Origin of the sequence: Paenibacillus sp. NPDC101420 (assembly GCF_050277435.1) — a bacterium.
GTDB lineage: Bacteria > Bacillota > Bacilli > Paenibacillales > Paenibacillaceae > Paenibacillus_AQ.
In genome coordinates this window covers 52,129-65,936 of record NZ_JBNNSE010000009.1, presented here as the reverse complement: position 1 = coordinate 65,936, position 13,808 = coordinate 52,129, and the positions used below count along the sequence as shown (strand labels likewise).

General features: G+C 44.7%; 13 protein-coding genes. 12 read left to right on the top strand and 1 reads right to left on the bottom strand.

Annotation, left to right across the window (positions count from 1 at the left end):
* Positions 1-3: 3 nt before the first annotated feature.
* The 4 genes from ACQKMP_RS27040 (at position 4) to ACQKMP_RS27025 (ending at position 5,162) form a co-directional block, all read left to right on the top strand.
* The gene (locus ACQKMP_RS27040; RefSeq protein WP_427471990.1) at positions 4-786 is read left to right on the top strand and encodes an SDR family NAD(P)-dependent oxidoreductase; all 783 of its coding nucleotides are present in this window, start codon (positions 4-6) and stop codon (positions 784-786) included.
* Positions 787-840: 54 nt separating this feature from the next.
* The gene (gcvPA, locus tag ACQKMP_RS27035; RefSeq protein ID WP_427471988.1) at positions 841-2,241 is read left to right on the top strand and encodes an aminomethyl-transferring glycine dehydrogenase subunit GcvPA; all 1,401 of its coding nucleotides are present in this window, start codon (positions 841-843) and stop codon (positions 2,239-2,241) included.
* A gap of 26 nt (positions 2,242-2,267) precedes the next feature.
* On the top strand, positions 2,268-3,827 hold the full coding sequence (gene gcvPB, locus ACQKMP_RS27030) for an aminomethyl-transferring glycine dehydrogenase subunit GcvPB (protein WP_427471986.1): 1,560 nt from the start codon (positions 2,268-2,270) through the stop codon (positions 3,825-3,827).
* Between the two features lie 99 nt (positions 3,828-3,926).
* Positions 3,927-5,162: an MFS transporter gene (locus tag ACQKMP_RS27025; RefSeq protein ID WP_340974142.1), complete on the top strand. Its 1,236-nt coding sequence runs from the start codon at positions 3,927-3,929 to the stop codon at positions 5,160-5,162.
* A 109-nt stretch (positions 5,163-5,271) separates the two neighbouring features.
* Here the strand turns inward: ACQKMP_RS27025 and ACQKMP_RS27020 are convergent, their stop codons facing one another.
* Positions 5,272-5,730 (bottom strand): hypothetical protein, encoded by a 459-nt coding sequence (locus tag ACQKMP_RS27020; protein ID WP_339800495.1) that lies wholly within the window; start codon positions 5,728-5,730, stop codon positions 5,272-5,274.
* 267 nt (positions 5,731-5,997) lie between these two features.
* Here ACQKMP_RS27020 and ACQKMP_RS27015 point away from each other — a divergent pair, with 267 nt between their 5' ends.
* From ACQKMP_RS27015 to ACQKMP_RS26980, 8 genes are all read left to right on the top strand, one after another.
* A complete protein-coding gene (locus tag ACQKMP_RS27015) occupies positions 5,998-6,342 on the top strand; it encodes a YojF family protein (RefSeq protein ID WP_042184926.1) in 345 nt (114 codons plus the stop codon).
* A 23-nt stretch (positions 6,343-6,365) separates the two neighbouring features.
* The gene (bshB2, locus tag ACQKMP_RS27010; protein WP_339244914.1) at positions 6,366-7,019 is read left to right on the top strand and encodes a bacillithiol biosynthesis deacetylase BshB2; all 654 of its coding nucleotides are present in this window, start codon (positions 6,366-6,368) and stop codon (positions 7,017-7,019) included.
* Positions 7,020-7,187: 168 nt separating this feature from the next.
* Positions 7,188-7,784 (top strand): hypothetical protein, encoded by a 597-nt coding sequence (locus ACQKMP_RS27005; protein WP_339244917.1) that lies wholly within the window; start codon positions 7,188-7,190, stop codon positions 7,782-7,784.
* 118 nt (positions 7,785-7,902) lie between these two features.
* Positions 7,903-9,276 carry a hypothetical protein gene (locus ACQKMP_RS27000; protein ID WP_339244920.1) on the top strand — a complete coding sequence of 458 codons (1,374 nt, stop codon included), beginning with the start codon at positions 7,903-7,905 and terminating at the stop codon, positions 9,274-9,276.
* Between the two features lie 83 nt (positions 9,277-9,359).
* A complete protein-coding gene (locus ACQKMP_RS26995) occupies positions 9,360-10,352 on the top strand; it encodes a LacI family DNA-binding transcriptional regulator (protein WP_339244921.1) in 993 nt (330 codons plus the stop codon).
* 318 nt (positions 10,353-10,670) lie between these two features.
* Positions 10,671-11,966 (top strand): ABC transporter substrate-binding protein, encoded by a 1,296-nt coding sequence (locus tag ACQKMP_RS26990; protein ID WP_052404151.1) that lies wholly within the window; start codon positions 10,671-10,673, stop codon positions 11,964-11,966.
* A gap of 85 nt (positions 11,967-12,051) precedes the next feature.
* Positions 12,052-12,936: a sugar ABC transporter permease gene (locus ACQKMP_RS26985; RefSeq protein ID WP_339244926.1), complete on the top strand. Its 885-nt coding sequence runs from the start codon at positions 12,052-12,054 to the stop codon at positions 12,934-12,936.
* Entirely contained in the window at positions 12,936-13,772 is an 837-nt protein-coding gene (locus tag ACQKMP_RS26980) for a carbohydrate ABC transporter permease (protein ID WP_339248422.1), read from the top strand. The genes ACQKMP_RS26985 and ACQKMP_RS26980 overlap by 1 nt, the downstream gene beginning before the upstream one ends.
* Positions 13,773-13,808: the final 36 nt, after the last annotated feature.

The following is a 13,808-nucleotide window of genomic DNA, read 5'->3' as shown; positions in this document are numbered from 1 at the left end:
AGCATGCTCCACACACAGGATGTACTCAATCTAAGCGGAAAGATAGCTGTTGTTACCGGAGGTGCTTCAGGTATTGGCCTTGCTACGGCTGGACTGCTTGCAGATTTCGGAGCACATGTGGTTGTGCTGGACATCAATGTAAGTCAAGGGGAGCAGGCTGTTCTTGAGATTAAAGGGCGGGGAGGGGCGGCTACCTTCCAGCGCTGCGATGTCTCCTCTTCAGAGGACTGCATGCGTGCCGCCTCAGAGATTGAGAACGCGCACGGCAAAGTCGATATTCTGTTCAATAATGCGGGGATTATCCGCCGCAAGACCGTTGTCGAGCTTGAGGAAGCCGACTGGGATCTGGTGATGGATGTATCGCTTAAGGGAGTCTATCTACTCTCCAAATATATGATCCCGGTGATGGAGCGCGGAGGTGGTGGCAGCATCATTAATACCGGCTCCGGCTGGGGCCTTAAAGGCGGGGACCGTGCCGCTTCCTACTGTGCAGCCAAGGCTGGAGTGGTCAATCTCACCCGAGCCATGGCCATTGACCACGGTCCCGCGAACATTCGCGTGAACTGCGTGTCCCCAGGTGACACGGATACGCCGCTTTTACGCGATGAAGCCAAGCAGCTTCAACAGGACGAAGCTACTTTCCTCATAGCCTCTGCTGGGGGACGTCCATTGGAGCGATTGGGTACACCACGTGATATCGCAAATGCGGTATTGTTCCTAGCTAGCGATCTGTCTTCCTGGGTCACCGGAAGCGTACTCGTTGTGGATGGCGGCGGCATTGCCTAACGGTTAAAGAAATAAATACTTTAAATCAACCTTTTAAGGACGGAGGCGTTAACCTTGTCTGAACACAGAACTTATGCCCATCCCTATATCCCGAATACAGCACCGGAAGTCCGTGAGGCAATGCTGAAGGAAATCGGCCTGAGCTCCGTCGACCAGCTGCATGATGCTATTCCAGACAGTCTGAAGCTTAAGCGGGAGATGAATCTTCCTCCAGCTATGAATGAATATGAGCTTCGTCGACATATCGAGGCTCTGCTTGCGAAGAACAAGCATGGCGCCGATTATATCAACTTTCTCGGGGCTGGCTGCTGGCAGCATTTCGTTCCGGCTGTATGCGACGAAATTAATCAGCGCTCGGAGTTCGTGACGGCTTATGCAGGAGAGCCTTACGAAGACCACGGCCGATTTCAGTCCTTGTTCGAGTATCAGAGCCTGATGGCCGAACTCGTCGATATGGACGTAGTTAATGTCCCTACCTTCGACTGGGCACAGGCAGCCTCCACGGCCATCCGAATGGCAGGTCGAATTACAGGCCGCAGGATTGCGCTACTCTCCAGATCCGTCGATCCGGATAAAGCCAAGATCATTACCAATTACTGTACACCTGTAATGGAGATTAGGTACGTGGAAATTGATCCGGTGACAGGAAAAATAGATTTGGATGATCTGCAGGGCAAGCTTGAGGAAGGAACGGCGGCGTTCTACTTCGAGAATCCAGGTTATCTCGGAATTATTGAGGATCAGGGTGCTGAAATATCTGAGCTTGTGCACGCGGTAAATGCTATCTCTATTGTGGGCGTTGATCCAATCTCCCTTGGCGTACTGGAACCTCCAAGCCGTTATGGCGCTGATATTGTCTGTGGGGATTTGCAGCCGCTGGGCATGCATATGAACTATGGTGGGGGTCAAGCCGGATTCATCGCTACCCGGGATGAAGAGACTTATGTGATGGAATATCCGTCCCGCTTGTTCGGTATTGTTCCTACTGAAGTGGAAGGTGAATATGGCTTCGGTGATGTAGCCTATGAGCGTACATCCTTTGCCCAACGGGAGAAGGGGAAGGAGTCAGTGGGAACACAGACAGCCCTGTGGGGAATTACCGCCGGAGTCTATCTATCCCTGCTTGGACCAGTGGGGATGCAGGAAGTAGGGGAGACCATTATAAAGAAATCTCAATATGCGGCGAATAAGCTGTGTGCCATTCCTGGGGTCTCTTTGCGCTTTAAAGATACAGCCTTTTTCAAAGAATTTGTCTTAGATTTCAACGAGACTGGAATATCTGTTGCTGAGATTAACAAGCGTCTTTTGGAAGTAGGGATTTTCGGAGGAAAAGATCTATCCTCCGCATATCCCCAGTGGGGACAATGTGCTCTATACTGCGTAACTGAAATTCATATGCAGGCAGATCTGGACCGGCTTGCCTCAGCTATCGAGAACATTGTCTGCAAGAATTAATAATACAGAAGAGTAGGAGGAAAGCCATGAAACGGATTCGTAGAGATCATAAGGTGCGCCGCTTTCACCAGGCCAAATGGGATGAACCGGTGATCTTCGAGCTTCACCGATCGGGTGAGCGCGGAGTGATCCCGCCGGGCACCGAGGCTGGGATTGCCGAGGTTGTTGGTCTAGGCTCTGCCCGAATTCCATCAGCGATGCGGCGAAAAGAAGCACCGGCGCTGCCCGAGATCGGTCAGGCCAAAGTTCTTAGGCATTTTTTAAGACTCTCTCAAGAGACTTTGGGTTCCGACCTTAACGTAGAGATCGGACAGGGGACATGTACGATGAAATATATTCCCCGTATCAATGAAATGCTTATACGTACCCCAAATCTGATGGAACTGCATCCTCTGCAGGATGCTGGATCCGTTCAAGGAATTCTGGAAATCTACTATAGGCTGGATCAGGCGATGCGTGAAATATCAGGGATGAATGCTTTCTCGTTCCAGCCAAGCAGTGGCACCCAGGCCTTGCTGGCCATGGCTTCCATTGTACGCGCATATCATGATTCACGTGGCGAGGGAGAACAGCGGGATGAGATCATTACGACGATCTTTTCACATCCGTCCCAAGCGGCGACCGCAGCTGTTAAAGGATATAAGATTATTACACTGCATCCTGACGAAGACGGATTCCCGGATCTGGAGAAGCTGAAGAATGCCATTTCTGAACGCACGGCGGGTTTCGTCGTGGCCAATCCGGAAGACACAGGTATATACAATCATCGTATTCGTGAGTTCACGGACGTGGTTCATGAAGCAGGAGGAATCTGCTTCTACGATCAGGCGAACGCGAATGGGCTGCTGGGTATCACCCGGGCCAAGGAAGCCGGGTTTGACATGTGTTTCTTCAACCTGCATAAGACCTTTGCGGCACCTCACATGTGTGGAGGGCCGGCTACAGGCGCTCTTGGGGTAACCGATTCCCTTAAGCGTTTCCTGCCCGGTCCGCTTGTTGACTGGGACGGCAGTCGTTATGTCCTTGTAGAGCAAAGCGGTGATAGCATCGGCAAAGTCCGCAGCTTCCACGGCGTGGCCCAGACTGTACTTCGTTCCTACGCTTGGATTATGAGTCTGGGGCCAGACGGTCTTAAGAATGTGGCCCAAATCGCTGTACTGAATAATAACTACCTGTATCACAAAATTCTGCAAATCCGCGGAGCCAGCGCTCCTTACATCAAAGGTCGACGTCTTGAACAGGTAAGGTACAGTTGGAAGCAGCTTACGGATGAGACTGGGGTAACGACAGAAGACATCACCCGCCGGATGTGTGATTTCGGCCTGCATTATTGGACTTCCCATCATCCGTACATCGTTCCGCAGCCGTTCACCCTGGAGCCGACTGAATCTTATTCGAAGGAAGATCTTGATGAATATATCGAGGCGCTGTCCCATATTTCGAATGAAGCTTACACGCAGCCGCATATCGTCAAATTAGCTCCGCACAACAGCACCGTTCACCGGAATGTGGAATCTTCTCTTGATGATCCTGCAAAGTGGTGTATTACATGGCGGGCTTATCTAAAGAAGACACAGCCGGAATAGGGCTTGGTCCCTACAATTAAAATATACATTTGAAAGTAGAGGGGCTCCGTTTGGAGCCCTTCCTATTTGACTGTATCACCAAAGAAAGGGGTTATGGGTATGTCTGGGTATATGAGGAACTTGCTGCGCCTGTCTGTCGGCGTCCGCCGGTTTCTTATGACCGAAGCCATGTATGGCATCGGCATCGGTATGTATTCGCTAGTTCTTAATTTGCATTTGCTGTCCAAAGGAATGAAGGAGGATGAAATCGGGCTGCTCATGTCCATAGGTATACTGATCATGGGTGCATTGGCTATTCCTGTATCCATATCGGCAAACCGTATAGGTCGTAAAAAGCTGCTAGTATCCGGCATCATGTTTATAGCGGCAGGAAGTGCACTTTATGCGATTGGCAATCATTCCGGCATATTCTATTTGGCTCAAACTTTGGTCTCGATTGGCCTTACTCTTGTGGAGACGACTGAGGTGCAGTTGCTATTTCACTATTGTGGCTCGCGCAAGGAAGAAGCAAGTGCCTTCTCCCTGATGTTTGCCGTGTTTACGGCATTTACAGGGGCAGGAACCCTGGCTGCCGGATACTTGCCGAATTCGGCTGATAGCGGGGATGGGTATGGGCTAACGCTGCTGCTTGCTGCACTGGTTTTCGTTGTTCACAGTATGATTAGAGGACTCTGGCTTCCCTCTGAGGGGAGGGAAAGCGAAACGGTTAGAACCTCTGAAGTTCTGGAAGTGAACCGTGAAGTCTCTAGCTTGAGGAAAAAGCTGCCTTCCGGCACACTCTGGCTGTTCTCGGTATTCATGGCCCTGCTCGGAGGAGCGATAGCCATCACTGGGTCATTTCTTAATGTAATTGTGAAGTATAGACTGAACTGGATGGATGATAAAGTGTCCATTCTGCTGGCGGTAAGCGGAGTTGTTTTGTTTGCAGCTTCTTTGATGACGCCTTATGTATTAGAGCGTTTCGGCCACAATGTGGCGATCGTATCTGTCTTTTTGGTTAACATACTCGTGTTCGCCTTATTATCCTGGGCTATGCCGGTCTGGATGTTCACAATCGTGTTTCTGGTTCGCGGGGGAGGGCTTACGATGCTGTCTAATCTGCTGGATAGTCAGTTGATGTCTGCCTTTAAGGAGCGGGAGAGGAATCTCTACGCAGGGATGAGATCCGTATTTCGGAGCCTCGGATCATCCGGCGCCGCTCTGCTTACGGGATGGATTTTGATTGGACAGGATTATGAAATCCCCTTTTTTCTGACATCTGTAGTATTGCTTCTCTGTCTGGTTTATTATATCTGGTTCATCCGCCCAATTCTGGATAAAAGGCTGAAAGAATGAATGGCTGAATACAATTTTCATAAGTAATTCAATCTGGACAGCAGTGTGAATAAATATATAAGGGGCTGTCCAAAAATCCATGTAAAATGGATATAGGACGCCCCTTTGCTTAAATCCATCCAAAGAAGAACTTATATCTTATGGGTTTGTTGTTTCTTTTTGCCCACTCCCTAATTTCCTCTATGCCATTAGCCGTATTCTCCTTTTTAAAAGTAAAGTACAGATGTAGTGGAACCAACTTTTTGTCAACAGTCTTAATTCCAATTCGTTTACCATCGATAAACACTGAACTTATTTCATCCGCATCGTATCTTTTCTTATTTAAAGAAATAATATAATTGTCGCCAAGTGAAATACTCTTGGAACTGAGCAATCGATAGAGTAAAAATATGATAATAATGAATATAAAGATGAACCATATTCTTGGAAAGAAGAACAGGAAGTCAGGTATGCGATTAGTACTATTATACATAGTAATTATTAAGGAAACTTCTAAAAAACACATTGCAATTAGTGTTTTCATTACGTTTGGATATTTGATTGAAAGAGACGTTTCATGAAATCCCAAGTCACTCCATCCTTTCTCCTAATTCAAAGGCTCCACAATGATTTTACCATATATTGTGATCTCAGTGCTTGATCAAGCTACGCGGGCTAATGCTCTTTTTTTATGTGTAAGGCCTCTTCTCAGGAGTGACCATTGAATTACAAACCTTTGGAAGTTATACTTTGATGAGAAATACGGACCCGCTTATCCTTTAACAGATCCGTCCTTAATAGGGTAGGGATCTTATTTTTCGTAGGTATAATTTCATTCAGATATGGAGGCGTAACCTTGCAGCTAATTAATCAATCCGAAATACAAGAGAGGATCGACCTGCTTAAAGATCAGGATCTATATATCCATCTTGAGATGACGACGGGAGCATACGCTGCCCATTTCGATAGTTCTAAGCACCCAGCGGCTACTTTCATTACAAATGCTGTGATCCGATATTCTCATGGTTCGATTTCCGGTCATGGACCTTATCGCGTAGGTCTAAAAATGTCACAAGGCTGGGTGTACTCGGAAGGACTAACTCACTATGAAGAGAGTGAGACCGAAAGATTAATTCTGGCCGGTCATGACAGCCAAGGCAAACTGGTCGTATCCTTGCAATTAAGCCGGGAGCCGTTCTAATGGTAGAGGAGATGAGGAGTTCAGTGGAAAGACATATTCTAGTTATATTACCGCATCCGGATGACGAGGCCTTCGGTATATCTGGAACACTAGCTAAACATGTGCAAAACGGCACCCAAGTCACCTACGCTTGTCTGACACTTGGAGAGATGGGCCGGAATATGGGCGTGCCGCCATTTGCGAATCGTGTAACCCTCCCAGAGATCCGTAAAAAGGAGCTGGAAGAATCCTGCCGAGCGATTGGAATACAGGATTTGAGAATGCTTGGTTTCCACGATAAAACGATTGAATTTGAAGATCAAGCTCTGCTTGAGGGCCATATTGATGCGCTTCTGAAGGAGCTTACCCCCTCACTGATCATTACGTTCTATCCGGGGTACAGCGTTCATCCCGATCATGATGCTACCGGAGCTGCAGTGGTTCGAACGGTTGGAAGAATGCCCAAGGCAGAGAGACCTCCTGTTCACTGTATAGCTTTCGCCAATAATATTGAAGAGATTGGAAAGCCTCAGGTTATCATTGAAGTGAAAGATTTCCTGAAGCAAAAGATGGCATCCATTCAGGCGCATAAATCCCAATTCCAAGCCGCTGAACTGTTAGGTAGCAAAACGCTAGAGGATAAAGAAATCCAAGATCGTTTTGGAACAGAGCATTTCTGGATCTATCCATTTGAATGATAATAAGTCCGAGCATAAACGCTCGGGCTTTTTCTTTGGGGCCCACTACCGTGGGCAGGCTTCATTTCCTAATATAAGATTTGAATATCTGTGCCTTTTTTCAAATATATGGTAAGGTTTAGGGGGGGGCAACCAAACCGGTTTCGTCAGGCCAGGAGGTGTATTCGTTTGAAAAAATCATATTTCAATCTCATTTGTGGAATAGTCATTCTTTTGCTGGTATTCACTGCATGCAGTAAGGAAGGACCCAAGTATGCTGAGCTTTTCACACATGTGGAAGAGCATCGGGCTGTGTTCATGCAGCCGCGTGAAGAAGGGCTTGCTGCTTTGCAAATTGCCGATGCAGTGGGTGAATACGATACAACCTTGGGTACAATTATGCAGGATGATATCTTATCCGTGAATCAAAAGGAGTTTATACAGCAGATTGTGGTAGATGTTAAGACCAATAAAATCGTTGGTTACCGGGTAGGAACGGTCTTTCCCAGATCGGAAAGTGGTTATCAAGATGCGAGAGAACTGGTACTTGCTTTTATGAACCAATACAAACCTGCGGATGAGGAGGCGGCTGACAAAGTCGAAAAATCCATCCAAACGATTGACAGGATGGCTCTTCCGCTAAAGCCATTAACAGGCTCTATCGAAGAATCATGGTCATACGGCAAGGGCGAGGATAAATTGTATATAACCTACAGAATGTCGAACAGTTTTCAAAGTGATGATGAATTGCCTTTGAACTTTTATTTCAGCTATGAGGGGGAGTAAGGAACGAAGAGATAAGATGTGATTTACAAAAAAATACACAAAGACTATTATATTTCTATAGGTAATTATATCCTTTTTTTCCTAAACAATTGTTCGGACTAAATAACTGGAGGATCAAATGAAAAAGCACGACAAAATCATTTCCTTCATCTTCATACTTGTTATGATGGTGACGGCTATTTACTGGGCCATTTCGACTCAGAGCTGGACCATGTTGGGCACCCTCGCTTCTGTGGTCTGTTTCGGGCTTTTTGCGCTATTGGGGCTCCGCACTATACCTGTATTGACGGATTTTGTTTTGACGAATCCAGCACCTGAAGTGACTTGGAAGAGTAAGGAGCAGGATAGAAGACAGGCTTGGCTTTATATTATTGGATGGATATTGGCGAGTCGTATCCTGCTTATGCTCATCGGGTATTCATTTTTGATCATACAGAATGGCTATTCAGGTGGTCTGCTTAGCAAAATGGCAGAGACTTGGCATATCTCTGGAATCGATGCTTCTAGTTATTTGGGCATTGCTGAGAATGGATACGTGACCGAGGGTGATGCGAGATTCCATATCGTGTTCTTTCCCTTTTTTCCAAATTTAATAAGAGTAGTTCAGGCATTCGTAGGGAATTATCTCGTTTCTGGATTCATCGTTTCAAATATCACTTCAATTGTCGCAGCCCTGGTCGCTTATGAGCTTGCTGCACTAGACATGCATCGAAAGAATGCCATGCGGGTCGTGAAATACATTTTCATATTCCCTGCCGCGTTCTTTTTCTTCATTCCGATGACCGAGGCTCTATTTCTGGCATTATCTTTGATGTGTTTATATTTTGTGAGAAAAAAGGAATGGCTGATCGGATGTTTGTGCGGTGCACTTGCAGCTTATACACGTTCTCCCGGAGTGCTTCTGATTGTACCGGTTGCGATTGAATTTGGACGGGATCTGATGGGCAACTATAAGCTATTAAGTAAAAAAGTCTTTATACATAGAATCATCAGCGCTGTATGTTTTCTCGCTATCATATCAACGGGCTTGCTGGCCTATCTGTTTATTAATTATCACGTGACGGGAAATGCGTTTCAGTTCAGTATTTACCAGAGAGAGCATTGGTCTCAGCGGTTTTATCTCTTTTTTGATACGGTAAGATATCAGATGGAATACGCTGTGGGCACCTTTAAGAGTGGAGATAGCCGTTCTTTTCTCGGCTTATGGCTGCCTAATTTAATCGCTATATTCTCAGCACTAATTATCATGTTCATGGGTGCAAAAAAGATACGACCTTCATACACCGCCTATTTCATCGTGTATTTTGCGTTCGTAGTGGGAGCTACCTGGCTGCTGTCAGCCCCGCGGTATTTGCTTGTTGCATTTCCACTAGCTTTTGCTGCTGTCGCGCTCACTGAAGAGAAATCAAAGGATGCTATCCTTACTGTAGTTTCTGTTGCGGGGAGTCTTTTGTATTTAGCGATGTTTGTGGCAGGATATCCAGTGTATTGAGGACCCTTTCATTTTTTTATATTTTAAGCTAAAATGATTGAAACTGGTTTCAAAAACTGTCCCTATCTGGAGTGAGTGTAGAAATGGCAAATATTTTAGATGTGGCGCGTTTAGCAGGAGTGTCTAAGACGACCGTATCCCGAGTAATAAATAACTATCCTCATATTTCAGCAGATAAAAGAGAATTGGTATTAAAAGCAATGGAAGAGCTTGAATATACCCCGAATCTCTCGGCAAGAAGATTAAGAGGACAAGTGACAACAACGATAGCTGTCGTAGTTCCTAGAATTGTGAATCCTTTTTTCTCCTATTTAGTTGATTCCATAGAGAAGGTTGGTTACAAAAACGGCTACCAAACCTTGATCTGTCAGACTAATGAGGATAAGGAGAGAGAATTAACCTATTTAAATTTGTTGAAGACCAAACAAGCGGACGGCATCATCATGGCATCCATTGAGAATGATTGGAAAGTCATTGAACCGTATACTGAATTTGGGCCTATTGTGTTATGTAATGAATATGTGAGTAATGCAAAAATTCCGATGATTCGGCTGGATCAATTTAAAGGTACATACTTAGGAATCAAGCACCTCATTGAAAGAGGTCACCGTAAAATTGCTTACTGTACGGGAGGTCTGTTTACCGAGGCCGGGAAAGATAAAGACCGTAACCTAGGTTATCAAAAAGCATTGGAAGAGGCCGGGATTCAAGTGAATCCTAACTGGATTTTGGTCAACCAGCATACCATTGAAGATGGGAAAAGAGTAATGAAACTCTTGCTTGAAATGAAGGATCGTCCAACCGCTGTGTTTACAGGCAGTGATGAAATTGCTGGTGGCTTGATGATGGCTGCGAAAAAGGAAGGATTAAGTATCCCAAGAGATCTGGCGATCATTGGTTTCGATGACCAGCCCCTCGCTGAAATGTTGGATCCCGCATTAACGACTATACGGCAGCCTATAGAGCAGATGGGGCGTAAAGCAGGGGAAGTTCTTATGGAGATGCTGGATGATTCCAATGTAGAGCCAGTTACTTATGAGCTTCCGGTAGAACTGGTAGTTCGAGAATCTACTTAACATTGATAAGCGAATTTGCAATGCAGACTCGCTTTTTTATTTATCTTTATTGGTATCGATACCACGTCTAAGGGGTAAATAATTAACTGGAATTACCTTGTTTATCAGTAGTTTTTCCGAATAATTTATAAACTTAGCTTTAAATTGTATTGAAACCGATACCAAGTGATGTTACAATACAGGCAAGATAGCTTTCTAGTATATAAGCCAGTTGAATTTATGAAGAATTTTTTTAACTAATGAAAACGGTATCAATCTGATGTTCAGACTTTTATAGGGGTCTAGCATATAAAAAAGCACAAAATGGAGGGGTTTTGTTTGAAAAAGATATCTGTTTTATTATTTGTTCTTTTGCTTGCTGTTTCATTGACAGCTTGTGGTGGATCCAACGGAGCGGGGTCCAGTCCGGCAGCGAACTCGAAGGATGAGCAAGTCAGCATAATTATTACGAACGGTAAAGGTGAAATCGCTTCCCAATGGGAACAGGCGGCTAAAGATTTCATGGCAGCGAATCCAAATATCAAGGTTGAGGCTGTCTCAGGAGCTGTTGGTGATACCGTTAATTTGCTGGATAAACTTACGGCATCCGGTAAAACGGTAACTATGGCGATGATGTCCCCCGACTCCATTGTGAACAAATATAAAGATTTCGGTATAGATCTTTCAGGTGAGAAGTGGAATGAAGAAACGGTTTACGGTGTTAAAGACGCAGAGGGGAAAATTGCCGGTTTTCCATTTTCAATAGAAGGCTTCGGTCTCGTATACAACAAGAGTGTACTTGATAAGGCTGTTGGCGGTACCTTCGATCCGCACACTATCAATACTCGTGACAAACTAAAAGAATTATTAGATCAAATTAAAGCATCCGGGGTGAAATATCCGGTTGCCTATCAAACTGAAAACTGGTCCGTAGCGAACCATTACAGTACACAGTTTGTGAATCAGGCAGAAGATCCGAACACGATTGTAGAGCAACTAAAAGCCGGAACATTTGATTTAGCAAGTAATGATGTTTGGAATGGTTACTACGATACGATGGATCTGCTGGTATCCAAAGAATACAACAAATACGGTGAACGTCCACTGGGCAAGTACTATGACGATGCGCATGTAAGTGTGGGTAAAGGGGAGTCAGCTATCCTGTTTAACGGGAACTGGGCTTATGATTCATTGCAGGCGGTTAGTGGAGAATCCTTCGGATTTATACCTGTCCCAGTGGATAACAATCCAGACAATCCGCTGAACAATAAGATTGCTGCAGGTCCAACTAATATTCTGGTGATTAATAAAGCGGCAACCCCGGCTGAGCAAGAAGCAGCTAAGAAGTTCCTGAACTGGCTCGTTTATGATGAAAAAGGTCAAGATTTTCTGGTGAACCAGTCGCAAGTCGTCTCAGCCTTTAAGAACAACTCTTTGAAAGTGAACAATCCACTCGGATCAGCGATTGCGGATGCTGTGGTAGCCGGCAATACGATGCCGTTCAGCTCAAACTATGTGAAGGTCGAAGATTGGGGCAACATTCTTGCACCGGATATTCAGAAATATATCGCCCAAAAAGAATCCCGTGCTGATCTTGCCAAAGCTATTGAAACCTATTACAAAAGCCAAAAGTAATTAATCATTTGCTGAATTGCGGGAAACGGGTTGGGGTGACTCTCACCTGTTTCCTCCTTAAAGCAATTAGGGGTGTGCTAAACGTATGATATCAGAAAAACGTCTGATCAAACGAATGGGCAACCAGTTATTTTTCACCGGTCCCACGATCATTTTCTTTACGATTGCCGTGCTGATTCCTTTTGCATATGGATTATATCTGACCTTTACCAATATGACCTCTCCATTAAATCCAATAGAGTTCTCAGGTTTAGCTAACTATAAGACAGCATTTACGGACTCCAAGTTTTGGGATTCTCTTTTATTGACCGTTAAGTTTGTCGTGACAACTGTTATTATCATCAATATTCTCGGTTTTATATTGGCTTATTTAGTGACTTCCGGAGTGAAGATGCAAAATTTCTTTCGAACCTCCCTGTTCACACCGAATTTGATTGGTGGCTTGATTCTAGGTTACATCTGGCAGTTTATATTCGTACAAACCATGCCTTCTATCGGTGAGAAGTTTGGGATAGAATGGCTGCGTTTAGGGTGGCTAGGGGATGAACATTTGGCTTTCTGGGCCATTGTTATTGTGTCGATCTGGCAATCAGCGGGCTATATGATGATCATTTTTGTCGCTGGCTTAGTCAATGTGCCAAAAGATGTAATGGAAGCAGCCACGATTGATGGTGCCAATGGATGGCAACGGTTGAGAAAGGTTACTTTGCCGCTGATGGTTCCTTCCTTTGTAGTGACCATCTTTTTAACTCTTAAGAATGCCTTTATGGTTTACGACGTTAACTATTCTCTAACGGCAGGCGGACCATATGATAGTACAACCATGGTATCGATGCATGTGGTAAAAAAGGCTTTTGTCGAAAATAATTATGGCGTTGGCCAAGCGGAAGCCTTTGTATTGTTTGCTATCGTTGCAGTTGTTACCGGCCTGCAGGTTTATTTCAGTAAGAAATTGGAGGTTGCTGCATGATGAGTGCTAGACGAAAAACTTCCGTGATTCTGACGTATTTATTTTTAATTGTATTTTTCATTATTTTTGTTTTTCCATTCTTTCTTATGATCGTCAATTCCTTCAAGAGCAATGGTCAAATTCTCGAAAGCCCTTTTTCACTGCCGACCAGCTTAAACTTTGGGCATTTTGCAGAAGTCATTGATAAAATGAATTTCTTTGTCTCGTTTAGAAATACAGTCGTAGTCACCTTTTTTAGTGTCCTATTCATTGGCGTCTTTGCAGCAATGACCGCCTATTACATGGTGAGACATTCGACTAAATTTAATAATGGTTTCTTTGCTCTAATGGTGGCTTCCATGATTATTCCGTTTCAGTCCATTATGATTCCCCTGATTTATATCTACGGGGCAAAGCTTCATTGGATCGATGCGGCACCTATTCCATTATTGATTATTCTCTACATCGGCTTCGGAAGTGCGTTATCGGTATTTATGTACCATGGTTTTGTGAAGTCGATTCCTTATGAATTGGAAGAGGCGTCACTGCTCGATGGATGTAATCGTAGACAGACTTTCTTTAAGATTGTACTGCCTATGTTGGCTCCAACTTCAGTGACAATTGCGATTCTGAATGTGTTATGGATTTGGAATGATTATCTGCTACCTTCATTGGTGCTGACTCAGGATAACCATTTTACTATGCCTATTAAGATGAAGGTGTTTAACGGAACGTATATGAATAACTGGGAGCTGTTGATACCAGCACTTCTGTTAACGATCCTGCCGATTCTTATTGCTTATTTGTTTGGTCAACGTTACATCATCAGAGGCGTCAGCCAAGGCGCTATTAAATAAGATAAAGAAAGCCCTAAACTCGGGTGCTGGAGGAAG

Bases quoted from the DNA above. Each gene is read 5' to 3' on its own strand.
- ACQKMP_RS27040 (WP_427471990.1), top strand. From the start codon at position 4: ATGCTCCACACACAGGATGTACTCAATCTAAGCGGAAAGATAGCTGTT.
- gcvPB (WP_427471986.1), top strand. From the start codon at position 2,268: ATGAAACGGATTCGTAGAGATCATAAGGTGCGCCGCTTTCACCAGGCC.
- ACQKMP_RS27025 (WP_340974142.1), top strand. From the start codon at position 3,927: ATGTCTGGGTATATGAGGAACTTGCTGCGCCTGTCTGTCGGCGTCCGC.
- ACQKMP_RS27000 (WP_339244920.1), top strand. From the start codon at position 7,903: ATGAAAAAGCACGACAAAATCATTTCCTTCATCTTCATACTTGTTATG.
- ACQKMP_RS26995 (WP_339244921.1), top strand. From the start codon at position 9,360: ATGGCAAATATTTTAGATGTGGCGCGTTTAGCAGGAGTGTCTAAGACG.
- ACQKMP_RS26985 (WP_339244926.1), top strand. From the start codon at position 12,052: ATGATATCAGAAAAACGTCTGATCAAACGAATGGGCAACCAGTTATTT.
- ACQKMP_RS26980 (WP_339248422.1), top strand. From the start codon at position 12,936: ATGAGTGCTAGACGAAAAACTTCCGTGATTCTGACGTATTTATTTTTA.